Raw genomic sequence first — 18925 nt, 5'->3', positions numbered from 1 at the left:
ATCAAACAATAAAAAATAGGACCTTAGGGTCCTATTTTTTTGTCTGCTGCTTTTGTTCTTGAAGCTCTTCTTCAATCACTTGTAGCCGGTTCAAAATCTGTTCTTGTCTGTCTAGCACCTGCTCTAACAGCTTTTCTTTATTTTTGGAGCGATGATCTTGCTGTCTGGTTGGCGCAGTCAGAATCGATGTAATCAAGCCAGAAATCATACCGAAGATACCGACACCACAGATGATGACCAGTACAGCCAGTAGTTTACCGCCTGTCGTCACCGGATAATGGTCACCATAACCAACTGTTGAGATGGTCACAAATGCCCACCACAATGCATCTGTTCCCGTTTGGATGTTTGCCTCAGGACTTTGTCCTTCAATAAACAACATGGCACTGGAACCAAGAGTTATCAGAACCACCATTAGCAATAAGATAGAGGCTAGAGTGGTTTCTCGACGGTTTTGCTTGAGCTGTAAAAGAATGAACTTTGAAGAGCGTAAGACCAAAATGACACGCAAGATGTGAAACAGTCGAGCGAAGCGTAAAGGCTCAACCATTGGGATACTCGCCACAAAATCGATCCAGTGATGCTTAAGAAATGACCTGCGATCTGTGGCCCGGATCAAATCTATGGTGAGCTGTAATAGAAAAATACTACAGATTATAAAATCCAGACCGATAAGAACTTGACGGGTTTCGTTATCAAGCGGGAAAAACAACAGGCCAGAGATCACAAATAGTGCCATAAAGGACAATATTAGTGATAGCAGCCCCATCGGTTTGGTGCTGTCTTTGATATCATGGTTTTTCATACGAAGCTCGAAATAAATCGCGCAGGCAACGTTAAGTGCGCGCATAAGTATAAGTAAGACTATATAAGACTCGGTGGAGAACTGACAATGGAAAAGCTGGCATTTAAGCCGTGGGAAAGGGTGATATCCGACATCAAGCTCGTTCCGAAAATGGTCATGTTGATGGTATTTAGCACCATCCTAATTGTGGCGAAGCAACTGTGGGATGCGAGCACATTCTACGATTCATTACTAGCGGCAACTCAGAACGAACAAGTTGCCCAGCAGCATTATGAAGCGTATCTCACTCAAGTTGCTTGGCAAACAGCGATCTTAATTGTGGTGTTTGTGGTACTACTGCTGGCCGCTGCGCGCGTGATGTTGCGTCAGACGCAATACCTTAATGAAGCCATAAAATTAATGGCAAGTAAGAACCTTTCTGTTCCTTTTGGAATGGATTGTAAAGACGAATACGGCGATGTGGCTCGTGAACTTGAGACCACTCGTCGCCAACTGCATGATGTCATTCAAATGCAAATCAACTCTTCGGAAGAGCTTTCTACTCTCACAGAGGTGATGACATTGAGCATGTCCGAGACGAAAGAGTCAGCACAAGAAGAGTTTAATGAAATCGACCAGCTTGCGACGGCCATGAGCGAGATGTCTTCAACCGTACAAACTGTAGCTGAACATGCGCAAACAGCGTCAACTTTAACCGAGCAAGCTTCAACTCAAGCGGTGACTGGCCAGCAGTTCTTGCAAAAAACCGTGTCTAAAATGAGTGAACTCTCTTCTGATATCGCGTCTTCGGCAAGTGCCGTTAACCAAGTAGAAGAGCGCGTAGAAGCGATTGGTAGTGTAGTAGGGACCATTCAAGGTATCTCAGAGCAAACTAACCTACTTGCGTTGAACGCAGCGATTGAAGCGGCACGTGCAGGTGAAGCAGGTCGAGGTTTTGCCGTGGTTGCGGATGAGGTTCGTAACCTTGCCCAGCGTACACAACAAGCGACCGTTGAAATTCAAGAAATGATCACACAGCTTCAATCGAGTGCTGAATCTGCCGTCGAATTGATGGAAAAGAGCGTGGTGGAAGCAGCTGAAGGAGTTGAGTTGGTGTCCAATGCAGGCTCTGAACTGGATGGCATCGTTGGTCAAGTGACACAAATCAACGACATGAACTTCCAGATTGCGACGGCTTCAGGCCAACAAAGTAGCGTCGCAGAAGAAATGAGCCAAAACCTCACTAACGTTCGTGAGTTGGTGGAAGCATCTGTTGTTGTTGTGACGGAGTTGCTTGAAACGTCTGAAATGATGCAAAGTAATGCCGAAGAGTTAGATGAGAAGATTAAATCCTTCCAAGTCTAAGTCTAACAAGCTTTGATAAAACGCCCACAAACCTTTTGTGGGCGTTTTTATTTGTGCTAACTCTGGTATAAATAAGTGATAACACCTAATCACAGTGCTTTTCAAACAAGGAAGAAAAATGCAGCTGCCTTCGTCACTGATTTCTGTCGCGGATTCTGCGGTACAAAATGCGGAACAAGCGGGATACGTTCAACAATGGCCAACCGAGATTACCGAGCAGTTCCGTTTCGTTTCAGGTCTCAGTAAGTTCATTACCGAAGCAATTCATCGTGATGAGACACTCGCACAAGATTTACCTAGCATGTTGGCAGAAAGGAGTCGACAACAAGCCTATCGTGCGCGTCTCGCAGAGCTTTTGGCGGAATGCCAAGATGAAATGGCTGGACACCGTGTGCTACGCCAATTTCGCAACCGTGAAATGGTCTACATTGCGTGGAAAGACTTCACCCACACTTGGACGCTAGAAGAGTCACTTAGTCACTTATCACAATTGGCAGAAGCGATGATCTTCGAGACCTACCAATGGCAATATAAGATTTGTTGCAATGAGTGGGGAACCCCAACCAATGCCGAAGGCGAAGCGCAACCTATGCTGATCATTGGTATGGGTAAGTTGGGTGGTGGCGAGCTGAACTTTTCTTCCGATATCGACTTGATCTTCACCTATCCAGAAAATGGTGAGACGCAAGGTGCACGTCGTAGTATTGCCAATGCACAGTTCTTTACCCGTTTGGGTCAACGCATCATTAAAGCGCTCGACCAACAAACCTTTGATGGTTTCTGTTACCGCGTTGACATGCGTCTACGTCCGTTTGGTGAAAGTGGCCCCTTGGTCATGAGCTACGCAGCTCTCGAAGATTATTATCAAGAGCAAGGGCGCGACTGGGAACGTTACGCGATGATCAAAGCACGCGTCATGGGCAGCGAAATGTATCCGCAATACCAAGAATTGCGCCAGATGCTGCGCCCATTTGTGTTCCGCCGTTATATCGACTTCAGTGCGATTCAATCTCTGCGTCGAATGAAATCGATGATCAGCAGTGAAGTACGTCGCCGTGGTTTGAGTAACAATATTAAATTAGGCGCTGGTGGCATTCGTGAAATTGAGTTTATTGCTCAAGTATTCCAGTTAATTCGTGGTGGTCGAGAGCCTTCTTTGCGAGGTCGTGGTTTACTAGAAACCTTGAATGCCATTGGTGAATTAGGCCAGTTAACCCCATCAGAAGTCGAGAATTTAGAAACGGCCTATAAATACTTACGTAAGCTGGAAAACTTGCTGCAAGCGATGGCCGATAAACAAACCCAAACCTTGCCTGATTGCGATGATGAACGCCTAAAACTGGCCATTGCGATGCGATTTGATGCTTGGGATGATTTGATTGCTCAAACTCAACAGCATATGGCTAACGTACATAAGGTGTTTGAGAACTTAATTGGTGATGACGAAGAGGACGAGACGGAAACCATCGCACGTCATTTCCATGAACTTTGGGACATGGCGACCAAGCAAGATGTGCTTGAACATGTGTTGCAAGAAGACATCAAAACGGAGAACTCGGAAGCGCTTGCTAAAACCATCATGCAGTTTAAGGCAGACTTAGCGAAAAAAACGCTTGGCCCACGTGGGCGTGAAGTCTTAACTAAGTTAATGCCGAAAGTCTTCGATGCGGTGTTCGCCCATCCTGATGCACAGTTTGGTCTGCCACGAGTTCTGCATTTGCTGCATAACATTTGCACGCGCACTACGTATTTAGAATTGCTGGATGAGCACCCAGCCGCATTGGTACAATTGGTGCGTCTGTGCACTGCAAGTCCGATGATTTCCGAGCAGCTATCGCGTTACCCAATACTGCTTGATGAGCTGATCGACCCTCAGCACCTTTATAACCCAATCCCACTCGACAGCTACCGAACGGAGCTGCGCGACTTCCTTGCTCGTATTCCAGAGGATGATATGGAACAGCAAATGGAGGCGTTGCGTCAGTTCAAGCAGATTTGCATCCTCCGCATTGCTGCAGCAGACATTGCTGGAGTGTTACCAGTGATGAAAGTAAGTGACCACTTAACTTACTTAGCTGAAGCCATCGTAGAAGCGGTAGTGAACCAAGCTTGGCTACAAGTGTCGGAAAAGTATGGTGAACCAACACATGTAAAAGATCGTGAAGGTAAAGGTTTTGCTGTGATTGGTTATGGGAAAGTCGGTGGTTGGGAATTGGGCTACAACTCAGATCTCGACATTGTGTTTATGCACGATTGTCCGGTGAATGTGTATACCGATGGTAAGAAAGAAATCGACGGTCGTCAGTTTTACCTTCGTTTGGCACAGCGCATCATTCATATTTTCTCGACCCGCACTGCATCAGGCATTCTGTACGAAGTGGATACTCGCTTACGTCCTTCTGGCGCATCAGGATTACTGGTAAGCCCGACCGATGCATTTGACGATTATCAACATCAAGATGCGTGGACTTGGGAACATCAGGCGTTAGTACGTGCTCGCATGATTTATGGTGACGAACCATTAGCGATAGCTTTCCATAACACGCGCCATGATGTGCTGTGTAAATCGCGTGACCAAGATACGCTGAAGAAGCAGGTGGTCGATATGCGGGAAAAAATGCGTGATCACCTTGGCGGGAAAAAGTCTGAGCGCTTTATGCTTAAGCAGGATAAGGGCGGTATTACCGACGTTGAATTTCTCGCTCAATACCTTGTGCTCAACTACAGTCACAGTAAGCCTAAACTAATACGTTGGTGCGATAACGTAAGAATTTTTGAAACCTTGATTGCTCAAGGTGTTATGGAAGAAAATCAAGCGATGCAGTTAACTCGCGCATACACATCGATGCGTGATGAGATTCATCGCCGTAACTTACTTAATTTGGATGCTGATGTGGCGGAAGATAAGTTTGTTGCGGAGCGCGAGTGGGTGAAGCAAGCATGGAATCAATGGTTTGCCTAAGCAGAAGTCATGTGCAAGGTTCAGCCTAGAAAAAGGCTGTGTTAAACTCATCACGATTTAATTTTTGGAGACCAATAATGAAACCAATTCTACCTGATTACAACAGCGCTGGTGTGCTTATCATCGGCGATGTCATGCTAGATCGTTACTGGTATGGCCCGACTGGACGTATTTCTCCTGAAGCGCCAGTACCTGTTGTGAAAGTAGAAAACAATGAAGAGCGTCCAGGTGGTGCTGCGAACGTCGCAATGAATATTGCTTCACTTGGCGGTCACGCTCACATTGTTGGTCTAACGGGTATGGATGAGCCAGCGAAAGTGCTGACTGAAACCCTGAACTCGCTAAAAGTAAAATGCGACTTTGTGGCGCTTCCTGAATACCCAACGATTACTAAACTGCGAGTCATGAGCCGTGGTCAACAGTTGATTCGTTTGGATTTTGAAGACAAGTTCGAGAACACAGATGCAGAGCCTGTATTGTCTCGCATGGAAGCCGCGCTACCAAGCGTGAAAGCGGTCATCATGTCTGACTACGCAAAAGGTTCGCTTGAGCATGTACAGGCGTACATCCAAAAAGCACGCGCAGCAAACATTCCTGTATTTATTGACCCTAAAGGGGCGGATTTCGAACGCTACCGTGGCGCAACCCTTCTGACTCCAAACATGAAAGAGTTTGAAGACGTTGTGGGCAAAGTGAAATCTGACCAAGAGTTAGTAGAAAAAGCGCTAGCTTTAGTTGAAGAGTTCGAATTTGAAGCTCTGTTGGTGACACGCAGCGAAAACGGCATGACATTGATTCGCCGTGGTGCAGAGCCATTCCACCTACCGACACAAGCGAAAGAAGTGTATGACGTAACAGGTGCGGGTGATACGGTTATTTCTGTATTAGCAGCATCGGTAGCCGCTGGTAAATCGTTTGAAGAAGCTTGTGCACTAGCAAACGCAGCAGCAGGTGTTGTGGTTGGTAAATTAGGTACATCAACACTATCTGAGATTGAATTGGCTGAAGCTATTCACGGCAGTCAAGATACAGACTACGGCGTGATTTCAGAGCAAGCGCTGATTGAAGCCGTGAAGAAAGCACGTGCAAAAGGCGAGAAGGTGGTGATGACCAATGGTTGTTTCGATATTCTACACGCAGGTCATGTTTCTTACCTAAATCATGCTGCTGAGTTAGGTGACCGCCTAATCGTTGCAGTGAATACTGATGACTCAGTGAAACGCTTGAAAGGCCCAGGTCGTCCAGTGAACCCAACAGATCGTCGTATGGCAGTCTTGGCGGGTCTTGGCGCGGTTGATTGGGTTGTACCGTTCAGTGAAGACACACCACAGCGTTTGATCTCAGAAGTGCTGCCTAGCTTATTGGTGAAAGGTGGTGATTACAAACCAGAAGAGATCGCGGGTGGTAAAGAAGTGATTGCTGCAGGCGGTGAAGTTCGTGTACTGAACTTTGAAGATGGTTGTTCAACCAGCGAGATCATCAACGCTATCAAAGGTGGTAAGGGTTAATACCTTGCTCGCCAAACTGATTACTACAAATTGATTATTAAAGGTCGCTTTCGAGCGGCCTTTGTTGTTTTTGGAGGAGTGCATCTAACCACAAACGTATTCCAGACCTCCCTCTTTTCAAGGGGGAGTTAGAGGGGGGGGGAATACTCGGTCTGATTGAAAACCAGTGTCGTCAATTAGATCGAGAAGCAATCCCTTCCTAATCCTCCCCTTAGAAGGGGAAGGGGCCTAGAGCGCACTTGGCTTGGTTACTTAGCCCAAAAAAAAACGCCAGTTGAAATCAACTGGCGTTTTTTGTGTTACTTAGACGTTTATTTTGCTGGCTTAAGGCCCGCGTCTACATCTAGGATGTCTTGCTCACTTAGCGTACCAACTGCTTGGCGTAGCTGAAGACCTGCAAGAATGTAGTTGTAACGTGCATCTGAAAGGTTTTTGTTTGCATCGTAAAGACGACGAGTTGCGTCTAGCACGTCAACGATAGTACGAGTACCAACATCGAAACCAGCTTCTGTTGCTTCAAGTGCAGACTGTGCAGAAACCACAGATTGTTCGTACGCTTTTAGTGCGCCAATAGAGGCGTTAATGTTGTTGTTTTGTGCTCGCACTTCTTTCACAACACTACGGTATTCAGCTTCTAGGTTTTCACTAGCAGCAACGTAGCTGTATTCCGCTTGTTTCACTTCAGATGTTGTACGACCACCTGTGTAAAGTGGCACGGCTAGGTTTACACCAACATTGAAGCCATCAGCTGTATTATCGTTAATGCTTTCCGCAGTATCAGCGTAGTTGTAACCACCGTCCAGAGATAGCGTTGGTAGGTGACCAGAACTTGCTAGCGAAATATTGTCACGCGCAATGTCTTGTGAAATACGTGCTGATAAAAGGCTTAGGTTGGTTGTTTTTGCTTCTTCTACTAGTGTTTCAGCTGGTGTGCTTGGACGACTTGCAGAGAAACGAGCAGTATCAAGAACATTTAGGTTTTTGTGTTCTTGGCCTGTAATTTCGCGTAGTGACTCGTAGCTGTTGATAAGATCGTTTTCTGCTAGAACTTCATCAGCCAATACTGCATCAAATTGTGCTTGTGCATCATGTACGTCAGTAATTGCCGATAGGCCAACTTCAAAACGTTGTTTAGTTTGCTCTAGTTGGCGACCAACCGCGGCTTTCTCTGCACGGACAAACACTAGGTTGTCTTGTGCACGCAGTACTTCAAAGTAAGCTTGAGAAACGCGAAGGATCAAACCTTGTTGCGTTGCTGCATAAGTTGCATCTGATTGACGTGCCGTTTTCTCTGCAGTGTCTAGGGTAATCCAAGACGCGCGGTTGTACAGCTCTTGTGTAAAGCCAACGCCAGCAGATAAGACGTTTTGGTCCGTCGATACTTTACTACCTAAGTCTTGATCTCTGTCGCCACGTGTAATGTCATAACCCGCGGTTAAGTTGATTTGTGGTAGTAGGGCACTGCGGCTAGAGTTGATTGCTTCAAAAGCTTGATCACGCTGCGCTGCTACGCTGAGCAATTGTGGGTCATTTTGTTTTGCTAAGTCATAAATTTCAGCAAGGGAGTCTGCCCATGCTGCTGTGCTCATACTGCCTAGCGCTGCACTGATAAATAGTGGAAGCAGTTTTTTCATTTTCCATTCCCGCGGTCAATAGATTGGTTAATTCTCAGTAGTTTAACTCAATTTGGACGATATTTACTCTAAACTTTGCACTTTTTTACACGTAATTATCCACCTGTGCAATAAATTTTTGAGAAAGGCTTAAAATAATTTATAACTATTGTACAAAAAGTTGAGCCAAGTCCTTTGAGCAAGCGAATAACAATGAGTAAACTACAAGATTCACTCAGAGAGGTGTTGAATGCAACAGTGTGACAAGCAACAAAATGATTTTACTCCCCAAGATGTGGAAATAATCTCAAAGGAAACCGTGTTTAAAGGTTTCTTTAAAATGGTGAAATACCGTTTTAAGCATAGGTTATTTGCTGGTGGTTGGAGTGGGATTGTCGAACGAGAAATGTTCGAACGTGGTCATGCTGCGGCCATGCTCCCGTATGATCCTGTGACTGATCAAGTTGTGATCATTGAACAGATCCGAGTTGGGGCATTGGAACATTCATCTCCTTGGCAATTCGAAATTGTTGCAGGAATGATAGACCGTGATGAGTCCGCTGAAGAAGTGATTCGTCGAGAAGCAGAAGAGGAAGCAGGGATCCAAGTGGGACGCGTCACCTCGGTTACTTCTTATTACCCTTCTTCTGGTGGTTGCTCGGAAAAATTAGATGTGTTCATTGGAGAAGTGGATGCAACTAAAGCGCATGGCATTCATGGTTTAGACTATGAGAATGAAGATATTCGTGTTCATGTACTGAGCCGCGAAACGGCGTATCAATGGGTGAAGGATGGAAAATTCGAAAATGGTGCTTCTATCATTGCATTGCAATGGTTACAACTTAACCATCAAGAATTGAAATCACAATGGGGAGTTTCCCCAATCGGTGGAGAATAAGTAATGGCACAAGTAGCGGTAAAACAGCGATACCATGTTGACTTAGCGGGTCTGATGAGAACTTATGAGACCAACTACGCTAAGCTCAATGCTTTGCTGCCTGCTTCTGCCGAAGTTGGTGATATTCGTTGTTATCAAGCAGCGAGCATGGTTTACCAACTGACCGTGAATGAAATCACAAAATACACCACAGTTGTTGAGATATGTCAGAGTGATGAGATGCCGGTGTTTCCTTTACCGACGATGTCTGTCAGGCTTTATCACGATGCAAGAGTTGCTGAAGTATGCTCAAGCGGAGAGTTCTCTCGCATCAAAGCTAAATATGATTATCCCAACGACCAGTTGATGCAGAAAGATGAAAAACATCAACTTAATACGTTCCTTGGTGAATGGCTGACGTTCTGTTTACGAAGTGGCATTAGTCGATCGCCACTTGCCTTCAATTGATTGTCACGTCACTAAGGGAAAATAACAAAAAATTAAATAGTGGACGAATCAGGTTTTCATTTTGCAATCATCTAGTGACAGCATAAAGCTTATACAAATCACGGATACTCATCTGTTTGCCGCAGATGAGGGCAGTTTGCTGAGCGTAAGAACCGCCGACAGCTTTGAAGCCGTGGTGAAAGAAGTTCTTCATCGTCAAGTGCAGTTTGAATACATCTTGGCGACGGGTGATATTTCACAAGATCACAGTGCCGAGTCTTACCAGCGTTTTGCCGAGGGTATTGCGCCGCTGGAGAAAGCGTGTTTTTGGTTGCCTGGCAATCACGACTTCAAACCAAACATGGGGACGGTTCTACCATCACCTCAAATTCAATCTGTTGAGCACCTTTTGCTAGGTGAACATTGGCAGTTGATCTTGCTAGATTCACAAGTTGTGGGCGTGCCTCATGGGCGTTTAAGTGATCAGCAACTTTCCCTATTAGAAGAAAAGTTGTCTGACTACCCAGACCGACACACACTTGTGTTATTGCACCATCACCCGTTGTTAGTTGGTAGTGCTTGGCTTGACCAGCATACACTGAAGGATGCTGAGGCATTTTGGCAAGTTGTAGACCGTTTTGAGAACGTAAAGGGCATTTTATGTGGTCATGTGCACCAAGACATGAATGTTCTTTATAATGGTATTCGAGTGATGGCAACGCCTTCAACCTGTGTGCAGTTTAAGCCGAACTCCGATGACTTTGCGTTAGACACAGAGTGCCCAGGGTGGCGAGAATTAGAACTTCACCCAAGTGGTGACATTTCTACTGAGGTTAATCGCCTGACGGATGGGCAGTTTCAGCCAGACTTTACCTCAAACGGCTACTAACCAAATATCACGCCCGAACTTTATGTTCGGGCTTACTTTTTCTTCTGTGAGGCTTTTATGAGCAAACCGGCGCTACTACTGTATATCCATGGTTTTAACAGTTCGCCACTTTCAATGAAGGCGAATTTGATGAAAGAGTACTGTGAACAGCAGCGCCCAGACATTAAAGTTGTTGTGCCTCAATTGCCATGCTTTCCACAACTTGCCGCTCAATGTCTATTAGACATTGTTGAGCAATATAAAGGTGACTATAACATTGGTTTAGTGGGCAGCTCTCTGGGTGGCTACATGTCTACGTGGTTGAACGCGCAATTTGGTTTTCGTGCGGTCGTGGTTAACCCCGCGGTGAAGCCTTATGAGCTGTTGGTTGACTATTTGGGGGAGCAAACTAACCCATACACGCACGAAACCTATACACTTGAAGCTTGTCATATTGACGAGCTGAAAGCTCTTGATGTAAAAAGCATCGCGTCGCCTCAATCCTTCTGGCTGTTACAGCAAACAGAAGATGAGGTTCTGGATTATCGCCAAGCGGTAGAGAAATTTACCGATGCTAAGAAAACCGTAGAAGAAGGCGGTGATCACAGTTTTATTGGCTTTGAGCGTTATCCTGCTCAAATCATTAAATTCTTAAATTTGTGATTTCTAGAGCGATTGGAATAGGCTCATAGTTTTTATTGATATATCCAACCGTTTCTTGACATAGCGGGTATGCTTTCCGACTATGTTTTGCCGAAAAGATCTTAGGGGTGTAAAGCCCTGACTACTTTGTTATGCATGACCGATCAATGAGAAGGGTGCTGACGGGGTAGCTTTTTCGTTTCTCGAGTATCGCTCACCCATCGGTGAGGCTCGGGTTACAAGTAAACTTTGAGAACAATTCCGTATTATGACTGAACAATATAATGCTGGTGCCATTGAAGTACTGAATGGCTTAGAGCCAGTACGTCGCCGACCAGGGATGTATACGGATACAGCGCGCCCAAACCACTTGGGCCAAGAAGTTATCGATAACAGTGTCGATGAAGCGCTAGCCGGACATGCCTCAAAAGTACAAGTCATCCTACATGCTGACCAATCACTAGAAGTGATCGATGATGGTCGAGGCATGCCTGTTGATATCCACCCAGAAGAGAAGGTTTCAGGTGTTGAACTGATCCTATGTAAGCTTCACGCAGGTGGTAAATTCTCTAACAAGAACTATCAATTCTCTGGTGGTTTGCACGGTGTAGGTATCTCTGTTGTAAACGCGCTGTCTAAGCGTGTGGAAGTGACCGTACGTCGTGACGGTCAAGTGTATGAGATTGCTTTTGAACACGGTGATAAAGTTTCTGACCTGACGGTTGTCGGCACATGTGGTCGTCGTAACCGTGGTACCAGTGTGCACTTCTGGCCAGATGCTAAGTACTTTGATTCTGCAAACTTCTCAGTAACTCGTCTGGTGAATAACCTGCGTGCGAAAGCAGTACTTTGCCCTGGCCTAGAAATTACTTTCACAGATAAAGTAAACAACAAAGACTACAAATGGTTCTACGAAGATGGTTTGAAAGACTATCTAGCGGAAGGTGTGAAAGGTTATACCGTTCTGCCAGAAGAACCATTTACTGGTGAATTCTCAGCCGAAACAGAAGCAGCAAATTGGGCCGTGATCTGGCAGCCAGAAGGCGGCGAGATGATCACCGAGAGTTACGTGAACCTTATCCCGACGGCACAAGGTGGTACACACGTAAACGGCCTTCGCCAAGGTTTGCTTGATGCAATGCGTGAGTTCTGTGAATTCCGTAACTTGTTGCCTCGTGGCGTAAAACTAACTGGCGATGATGTCTTCGACCGTTGTTCATACGTCCTGTCGGTTAAGATTCAAGATCCACAGTTTGCCGGTCAGACTAAAGAGCGTTTGTCTTCTCGTCAAACCGCTGCGTTTGTATCCGGTGTAGTGAAAGATTCATTCAGCCTTTGGTTGAACGAAAAACCACAACTTGCAGAGCAACTTGCTGAAGTTTGTATCGCGAACGCGCATCGTCGTATGCGTGCGAGCAAAAAGGTTGTACGTAAGAAGGTAGCATCTGGTCCTGCACTGCCTGGTAAGCTAACGGATTGTTCAGTACAAGACTTAAACCGCACAGAAATCTTCTTTGTAGAGGGTGACTCGGCGGGCGGTTCTGCCAAACAAGCTCGTGATCGTGAGTTCCAAGCGGTGATGCCACTGCGTGGTAAGATCCTAAACACTTGGGAAGTCTCTGCAGACCAAGTTTTGGCTTCTCAAGAAGTTCATGACATCTCGGTAGCTTTGGGTATCGACCCAGACAGCGACAACCTAGACAGCCTTCGCTACGGTAAGATCTGTATCCTTGCCGATGCGGACTCGGATGGTCTTCACATTGCAACCCTTCTATGTGCTCTGTTTACTCGTCACTTCCGTGCTCTGGTTGAAGCTGGTCACATCTACGTTGCGATGCCGCCTCTGTATCGTATCGACTGCGGCAAAGAAGTTTTCTATGCCCTCGATGATGACGAAAAAGATGGCGTATTAGAGCGCTTGTCGAAGAAGAAAGCCAAAATCAACGTGCAACGATTCAAAGGTCTGGGTGAGATGAACCCACTTCAGTTGCGCGAAACAACCATGGATCCAAATACGCGACGTCTGGTTCAGTTAACCATCGATGATTCTGCGGCGACCATGGAAATGATGGACATGTTGCTTGGTAAAAAACGAGCAGATGACCGTCGCACTTGGCTACAAAGCAATGGCGATATGGCAGAGGTTTAACGGATGTCTACAGAAATTACTTATGATGGCGTTGAACAGTTGCCAATGCGCAAGTTCACTGAAGACGCTTATCTGAACTACTCGATGTACGTAATCATGGATCGCGCATTGCCATACATTGGCGATGGTCTAAAACCGGTTCAACGACGCATCATTTACGCAATGTCAGAGCTTGGTCTTTCGGCATCAGCGAAATACAAAAAATCAGCACGTACCGTTGGTGACGTACTGGGTAAATACCATCCGCACGGTGACTCTGCATGTTACGAAGCGATGGTACTCATGGCACAGCCGTTCTCTTACCGTTACCCATTGGTAGATGGTCAGGGTAACTGGGGTGCGCCAGATGACCCGAAATCATTCGCTGCAATGCGTTATACCGAAGCAAAACTGTCCAAGTTTGCTGAAGTTCTACTAGGCGAGTTAGGTCAAGGCACGGTTGAATGGCAACCAAACTTTGATGGCACGATGAAAGAGCCACAAATGTTGCCTGCGCGTCTGCCTCATATCCTGCTAAACGGTGTAACTGGTATCGCGGTTGGTATGGCGACGGATATTCCGCCTCACAATGTTCGTGAAGTAGCAGATGCAACCATCCACTTAATCGACAACCCGAAAGCTGAACTGCCTGATGTGATGCAGTTTGTGAAAGGTCCAGATTACCCAACGGAAGCAGAAATTACTTCACCACAAGCAGATATCGAGAAGATTTACCGTAACGGCCGCGGTAGTATCAAGATGCGTGCGGTATGGCACAAAGAAGGTTCTGATATCGTCATTACTTCTCTGCCACACCAAGTATCGGGTGCGAAGTTACTAGAACAAATCGCGAACCAAATGCGTGCGAAGAAGCTACCAATGGTAGATGACCTTCGTGACGAATCGGATCACGAGAACCCAACGCGAATCGTCGTTGTGCCTAAGTCAAACCGCGTTGACTGTGATTTGTTGATGAATCACTTATTCGCTTCAACGGATCTTGAGCGCAGCTTCCGCGTTAACTTGAACATGATCGGTCTCGATAACCGTCCTCAAGTGAAAGGTCTGGTACAAATTCTGTCTGAGTGGATTGAGTTCCGTCGTACTACTGTTCGTCGTCGTCTACAATATCGCCTAGACAAAGTGATGGCTCGTTTACACATCTTGGAAGGTTTGTTGGTTGCTTACCTAAATCTAGATGAAGTGATTGAGATCATTCGTACTGAAGACGACCCAAAAGCGGTCTTGATGGAACGCTTTGGTATTACTGATATCCAAGCGGATGCGATTCTAGATACTAAACTTCGTCATCTAGCAAAACTAGAAGAGATGAAGATTCGTGGTGAACAAGACGAGCTAGAAAAAGAACGCGAGAAGCTAGAACAGCTGCTTGGTTCTGAGCGTCGTCTGAACACACTACTGAAGAAAGAGATTAAAGCGGACGCAGAGAAATACGGTGATGACCGTCGCTCTCCATTGGTTGAGCGTGCAGAAGCAAAAGCGTTGACTGAGCGTGACCTAGTACCAAGTGAGCCAATCACAGTGGTGCTTTCAGAGAAAGGCTGGATTCGCCATGCGAAAGGCCACGATGTTGATGCAGAAGGCTTAAGCTATAAATCTGGTGATAACTACCTTGCGCATGCTCGCGGTAAGAGCAACCAACAAGCGGTGTTCTTCGGTAGCGATGGCCGAAGCTACTCATTAGAGTCACACTCACTACCATCAGCGCGAAGCCAAGGTGAGCCGATTACTGGCCGCCTGAACATCACGGCTGGTAGCAGTATTCGCCAAGTGATCATGGGTGAAGATGAGCAGCTATGGCTGGTGGGCTCTGACGCGGGTTACGGCTTTGTATGTAAAGGCTCTGAGCTACTGTCTAAGAACCGCAGTGGTAAGGCACTCGTGACACTTCCTGCTAACTCTGAAGTGATGACACCGAAGACGATTGCGGATCTGGATTCGGATGAGATCTTAGCAATCACCAACCAAGGTCGTATGCTGTTGTTCCCGATTAAAGACCTGCCGCAACTGGCGAAAGGTAAAGGCAACAAGATCATCAATATTCCAGCGGCGAAAGCTAAAGAGCGCGAAGAGGTTCTGTCTCACTTGATGGCATTGCCACAAGGTGCTTCTCTGACGTTGTATGCCGGTAAGCGCAAGTTGGGATTGAAACCAGCGGACTTAGAAAACTTCCGTGGTGAACGTGGCCGCCGAGGTAGCTTATTGCCGAGAGGCTTGCAGCGCGTAACGCGTATTGAAGTGGATATGGGGGGAGCCTCAGACACTTCAGAAGAGCCAAGTGATAGCGAGTAACACACAAACAAAAATCCCAGCCAATGGCTGGGATTTTTTTATGCTTCTTGTTTGTCTTCGGCGATGGTGACTTTTACGTTCATCTCTTTACCCTTGCGGATAATCCCAACGTCGACTGACGTTCCTGGTCGCAAGTCAGTGACAATGTCCATAACGCTTTGTCGCCCTTGAACTTTGGTGCCATTGATACTGATGATGATGTCTTGTTTCTCAAAGCCAGCAGCACTTGCAGGGCCATTTGGATCAATGCCAAGTACGACAATGCCACCAATGTGTTCATTGCCCAATAGACGAGCGGTCACGGCGTTAATATCTTGGCCATCAATACCGATATAGCCACGGATTACTCGGCCATCTGCGATGATCTTCTGCATGATCTTGTTGGCGAGCGGTGCCGGAATGGCAAACGAGATACCGTAGGTTTCAAGGTCTGTCGCTTGTTGGAATGACGCGGTATTGATACCGACCAGTTCACCTTGGGTGTTCACCAATGCACCTCCGGAGTTACCCTCGTTGATTGCTGCATCGGTCTGAATAAAGGCTTGTCGACCATCACTGATTGATGAACGACCTGTCGCAGAGATAATGCCGAATGTTGTGGTTTGTCCCAAGTTGTAAGGGTTACCAATAGCCAGTACAACATCGCCCACCTGAGGCTTATATTCAGAGTTCAGAGGGATAACCGGTAGGTTAGAGCCTTCGACACGCAAAATCGCGATATCTGTGCGTTTGTCAGTCCCCACCAACTGTGCGGCTGCCACTCGGCCATCTTGAAGTGCGACAACAATTTGGTCTGCTTGCGCCACTACATGATAGTTCGTGATGATGTAGCCTTTCTCACTTACGATCACGCCGGAACCCAAGCCTTGTGTAGAAAGCTTGCTGCGGTCATTTTCAACGTATTTGCGGCTGTAGATATTTACTACGGCAGGTGCGGCTTTTCTCACGGCTTGATTAAAAGACACTTCAAGTGAGGCGATATTACTCGGTTGTGTATCAACGAGGGCGTCAGGAATGACATTGCTACGCAAAGAAGGGACTGCGAGCAACACTATGACGGCAGTTGCTAAGCCTAAAAAGACAGAACGTAACAAAAAGCTAAGCATAACCTCTCCATGATTGGGCGCCCGATTGGGATAGAAAAGAGAAGGATAGCACTACATTGAAAAATAACAAAAGGGCAAGACGTGATCGCCTTGCCCTTTTAAAAAACCATGACATACAAGGTAAAGTATAGGAGTGTTCCCGAATAAAACGGAGAAGCACTCATCGCTCTTGTTGATGGATTATCGAATAACTAAGTAAACCGTGCGGTCTCCACGTTGAACATTGATTGCTAACACGCCTTTGTGCTTCTCAACGATGGCGCGTAGCTCCGCTAAGTTCTTCACGCGTTTGCGATTCACACCAATGATGATATCGTCTTGCTCAAGTTGGTACTGTGCTGCAGGTGAGTTCTCGACCACGCTGGTCACCTTGACCCCTTGAATCTTATCGTTTGGTGTCGTGTTACTTAACTCGGCACCTTTTAAGCCCTCATGCAACGTTTCAGCCTTCGCTTTGATATTGGTAGACTCGCCTAAAGTGACATCAAAACTCTTGCTCTTACCGTCACGAATCACACCAAGTTCAATTTTTTTGCCAGCACCTAGTGTTGCAACTTTGGCGCGAAGTTCAGAGAAGGTATCAATCGATTTACCATTGACGGAAACAATCACGTCTCCGGCTTTCAAGCCTGCTTTATCAGCGGCACTGTCTGGGACCACTTGACTAACAAAAGCGCCTTTGCTTGACTCGTAACCTAGTGCTTCTGCCAATTCTGAAGTGACTTCACCACCCTGAACGCCCAACATACCGCGTTTCACTTCACCAAACTCTAGAATTTGATCCGTTAGGTTTTGCATCATGTTGGATGGAATGGCAAAGCCGATACCAACATTACCGCCATTTGGGCCTAAGATTGCGGTATTAATACCAATCAGTTCGCCATTGAGGTTCACTAATGCGCCGCCAGAGTTACCGCTATTGATAGCCGCATCGGTTTGAATGAAGTTCTCAAAGTTCTCCACGTTTAAGCCGCTTCGGCCAAGTGCAGAAACAATACCAGAAGTGACCGTTTGTCCTAGACCAAATGGGTTACCAATTGCCACGGTAAAATCACCCACACGCAATGCGTCTGAATCTGCCACTTTAATTTGAGTTAGGTCTTTCGCCTTTTCTAATTTAAGCAAGGCAATGTCCGACATTTCGTCACCGCCAACCAATTCTGCGTCGTACTCTCTACCATCGTAAAGGCGAACTCTAATATCATCTGCGCCTTTGATTACGTGGTAGTTTGTTACTATCTGACCTTTCTTCGCGTCAATGATCACGCCTGAGCCCAACCCTCGGAATGGACGTTCTCGAGTTTGTTCTGTTGGAAATTCAGGGCCAAAGAAAAACTGAAACTGTTCTGGAATACGGCTGGTTTGCACCTGTTTGCCCTCTACCGCAATGCTGACGACCGCAGGGGTCACTTTTTCTAGCATAGGTGCAAGGCTTGGTAATTGCTCACCATCAACACTTAAAGGAAGTGCTGCCGTAGCTGAGATTGGGGTGATGATTGAACTTAAGCTTAAAGATAGAACGGTTAACGCAAGCAACGGTTTTTTCATCCAATAACTCCTCTTGAAACCAGTCTGCCAAAAAGAAATATCCTAACCATTATGTGTTTAAGTATTGGTCTGGATAATCGAAACGGGGTGGCAGGTCACTGCAAGTTAGAGATGAGTTGCTTAAGAAAAGTTCAAAAAGGGTCAACACAAATTGATAAGAAATGAATATGTATTGACCCAATAGGAAGAAGAGAGAAGGTTAAGAGGCTTTCGCTGTGACGGCTTCAGGTGCGTCGATGATCTCTTTTTCTTTATCTTTCAAAAGGCCGGTTGCGCCGTTGGCATAGTCTTTTGGTTGTTCATTGACTTCAGATGGTTGCTCTTCAATTTGCTCTGAAGACATCGCCGTTTTCTTGTCGAATGGGTTGTCTTGCTCAGGCAAGTTTGGCAAGAGTTCTGATGAAGTCTTTGCCATATGTTGGTACAGCTTAGTGTAATCTTTACCTAGCGTATCCAACATTTCTGCGGTTTGTGCAAAGTGATCGACCAGCTCTTGACGTTGTTGCTCTAGTTCAAATTTGGCTGCTTCTAGCTCTTTTTGCACAGACTTTTGTTTTTTGTATTCGGGGGTGGTTAGTCTACTAATGACTACGCCTACGATTGTACCGACCAGCAAACCCACAATGGCATAAATCCAAGGCATAACTGCTCCTTATAGTTGTTTTAACAAGTCTTTTACTACTTAGTTACACGCGGTGCTTGTCCATGTTACTATGGCTTGAACAGCCGATAAAGAAAAATAGCGGTATGTCTTCGGGGACTGA

Annotated in this window: 14 protein-coding genes; 9 read left to right on the top strand and 5 right to left on the bottom strand. The window is 46.1% G+C overall.

Annotation, left to right across the window (positions count from 1 at the left end; genetic code table 11):
- Window positions 1–31: 31 nt before the first annotated feature.
- A complete protein-coding gene (locus C1S73_RS08580) occupies window positions 32–850 on the bottom strand; it encodes a potassium channel family protein (RefSeq protein ID WP_038866202.1) in 819 nt (272 codons plus the stop codon).
- A gap of 42 nt (window positions 851–892) precedes the next feature.
- On the opposite strand from C1S73_RS08580, the gene C1S73_RS08575 reads away from it, so the two are divergent.
- The 3 genes from C1S73_RS08575 to hldE all read left to right on the top strand — a co-directional run bounded on the left by C1S73_RS08575 (window position 893) and on the right by hldE (window position 6619).
- Window positions 893–2149, top strand: coding sequence for a methyl-accepting chemotaxis protein (locus C1S73_RS08575; RefSeq protein WP_038866204.1), 1257 nt, complete (start codon window positions 893–895; stop codon window positions 2147–2149).
- Window positions 2150–2267: 118 nt separating this feature from the next.
- The gene (gene glnE, locus C1S73_RS08570; RefSeq protein ID WP_038866206.1) at window positions 2268–5111 is read left to right on the top strand and encodes a bifunctional [glutamate--ammonia ligase]-adenylyl-L-tyrosine phosphorylase/[glutamate--ammonia-ligase] adenylyltransferase; all 2844 of its coding nucleotides are present in this window, start codon (window positions 2268–2270) and stop codon (window positions 5109–5111) included.
- 77 nt (window positions 5112–5188) lie between these two features.
- Window positions 5189–6619: a bifunctional D-glycero-beta-D-manno-heptose-7-phosphate kinase/D-glycero-beta-D-manno-heptose 1-phosphate adenylyltransferase HldE gene (gene hldE, locus C1S73_RS08565; RefSeq protein ID WP_038866208.1), complete on the top strand. Its 1431-nt coding sequence runs from the start codon at window positions 5189–5191 to the stop codon at window positions 6617–6619.
- Window positions 6620–6930: 311 nt separating this feature from the next.
- Here the strand turns inward: hldE and tolC are convergent, their stop codons facing one another.
- The gene (tolC, locus tag C1S73_RS08560) at window positions 6931–8253 is read right to left on the bottom strand and encodes an outer membrane channel protein TolC (protein ID WP_038866209.1); all 1323 of its coding nucleotides are present in this window, start codon (window positions 8251–8253) and stop codon (window positions 6931–6933) included.
- Between the two features lie 229 nt (window positions 8254–8482).
- Between tolC and nudF the strand changes: the two genes are divergently transcribed.
- From nudF to parC, 6 genes are all read left to right on the top strand, one after another.
- On the top strand, window positions 8483–9130 hold the full coding sequence (nudF, locus tag C1S73_RS08555; RefSeq protein WP_038866210.1) for an ADP-ribose diphosphatase: 648 nt from the start codon (window positions 8483–8485) through the stop codon (window positions 9128–9130).
- 3 nt (window positions 9131–9133) lie between these two features.
- Window positions 9134–9577, top strand: a complete 444-nt coding sequence (locus C1S73_RS08550; protein ID WP_038866212.1) for a DUF1249 family protein — start codon at window positions 9134–9136, stop codon at window positions 9575–9577.
- Window positions 9578–9638: 61 nt separating this feature from the next.
- Window positions 9639–10445: a 3',5'-cyclic-AMP phosphodiesterase gene (gene cpdA / locus C1S73_RS08545; RefSeq protein ID WP_038866216.1), complete on the top strand. Its 807-nt coding sequence runs from the start codon at window positions 9639–9641 to the stop codon at window positions 10443–10445.
- A gap of 57 nt (window positions 10446–10502) precedes the next feature.
- On the top strand, window positions 10503–11087 hold the full coding sequence (gene yqiA / locus C1S73_RS08540; protein WP_038866218.1) for an esterase YqiA: 585 nt from the start codon (window positions 10503–10505) through the stop codon (window positions 11085–11087).
- A gap of 247 nt (window positions 11088–11334) precedes the next feature.
- Window positions 11335–13215, top strand: a complete 1881-nt coding sequence (gene parE / locus C1S73_RS08535; RefSeq protein ID WP_038866219.1) for a DNA topoisomerase IV subunit B — start codon at window positions 11335–11337, stop codon at window positions 13213–13215.
- A 3-nt stretch (window positions 13216–13218) separates the two neighbouring features.
- Window positions 13219–15507, top strand: coding sequence for a DNA topoisomerase IV subunit A (gene parC, locus C1S73_RS08530; protein WP_038866220.1), 2289 nt, complete (start codon window positions 13219–13221; stop codon window positions 15505–15507).
- Window positions 15508–15545: 38 nt separating this feature from the next.
- Here parC and degS read toward each other — a convergent pair whose 3' ends face one another.
- The 3 genes from degS to zapG all read right to left on the bottom strand — a co-directional run bounded on the left by degS (window position 15546) and on the right by zapG (window position 18804).
- On the bottom strand, window positions 15546–16613 hold the full coding sequence (gene degS, locus C1S73_RS08525; protein ID WP_038866223.1) for an outer membrane-stress sensor serine endopeptidase DegS: 1068 nt from the start codon (window positions 16611–16613) through the stop codon (window positions 15546–15548).
- 180 nt (window positions 16614–16793) lie between these two features.
- The gene (locus C1S73_RS08520; RefSeq protein WP_038866225.1) at window positions 16794–18161 is read right to left on the bottom strand and encodes a Do family serine endopeptidase; all 1368 of its coding nucleotides are present in this window, start codon (window positions 18159–18161) and stop codon (window positions 16794–16796) included.
- Window positions 18162–18360: 199 nt separating this feature from the next.
- Complete coding sequence (gene zapG / locus C1S73_RS08515) at window positions 18361–18804, bottom strand: Z-ring associated protein ZapG (RefSeq protein ID WP_038866227.1); 444 nt, start codon at window positions 18802–18804, stop codon at window positions 18361–18363.
- Window positions 18805–18925 lie beyond the last annotated feature (121 nt).

The sequence above is a fragment of the Vibrio jasicida 090810c genome, assembly GCF_002887615.1.
In the GTDB taxonomy this organism is placed as follows: Bacteria; Pseudomonadota; Gammaproteobacteria; order Enterobacterales; family Vibrionaceae; genus Vibrio; species Vibrio jasicida.
This window is presented reverse-complemented; position numbering and strand designations above follow the sequence as displayed.

What these genes read in the sequence shown, in the direction of transcription:
- C1S73_RS08520 (WP_038866225.1), bottom strand. Translation starts at nt 18,161, where the DNA reads ATGAAAAAACCGTTGCTTGCGTTAACCGTTCTATCTTTAAGCTTAAGT.
- C1S73_RS08575 (WP_038866204.1), top strand. Translation starts at nt 893, where the DNA reads ATGGAAAAGCTGGCATTTAAGCCGTGGGAAAGGGTGATATCCGACATC.
- nudF (WP_038866210.1), top strand. Translation starts at nt 8,483, where the DNA reads ATGCAACAGTGTGACAAGCAACAAAATGATTTTACTCCCCAAGATGTG.
- parE (WP_038866219.1), top strand. Translation starts at nt 11,335, where the DNA reads ATGACTGAACAATATAATGCTGGTGCCATTGAAGTACTGAATGGCTTA.
- C1S73_RS08580 (WP_038866202.1), bottom strand. Translation starts at nt 850, where the DNA reads ATGCGCGCACTTAACGTTGCCTGCGCGATTTATTTCGAGCTTCGTATG.
- degS (WP_038866223.1), bottom strand. Translation starts at nt 16,613, where the DNA reads ATGCTTAGCTTTTTGTTACGTTCTGTCTTTTTAGGCTTAGCAACTGCC.
- parC (WP_038866220.1), top strand. Translation starts at nt 13,219, where the DNA reads ATGTCTACAGAAATTACTTATGATGGCGTTGAACAGTTGCCAATGCGC.
- yqiA (WP_038866218.1), top strand. Translation starts at nt 10,503, where the DNA reads ATGAGCAAACCGGCGCTACTACTGTATATCCATGGTTTTAACAGTTCG.
- C1S73_RS08550 (WP_038866212.1), top strand. Translation starts at nt 9,134, where the DNA reads ATGGCACAAGTAGCGGTAAAACAGCGATACCATGTTGACTTAGCGGGT.
- tolC (WP_038866209.1), bottom strand. Translation starts at nt 8,253, where the DNA reads ATGAAAAAACTGCTTCCACTATTTATCAGTGCAGCGCTAGGCAGTATG.
- hldE (WP_038866208.1), top strand. Translation starts at nt 5,189, where the DNA reads ATGAAACCAATTCTACCTGATTACAACAGCGCTGGTGTGCTTATCATC.
- glnE (WP_038866206.1), top strand. Translation starts at nt 2,268, where the DNA reads ATGCAGCTGCCTTCGTCACTGATTTCTGTCGCGGATTCTGCGGTACAA.
- zapG (WP_038866227.1), bottom strand. Translation starts at nt 18,804, where the DNA reads ATGCCTTGGATTTATGCCATTGTGGGTTTGCTGGTCGGTACAATCGTA.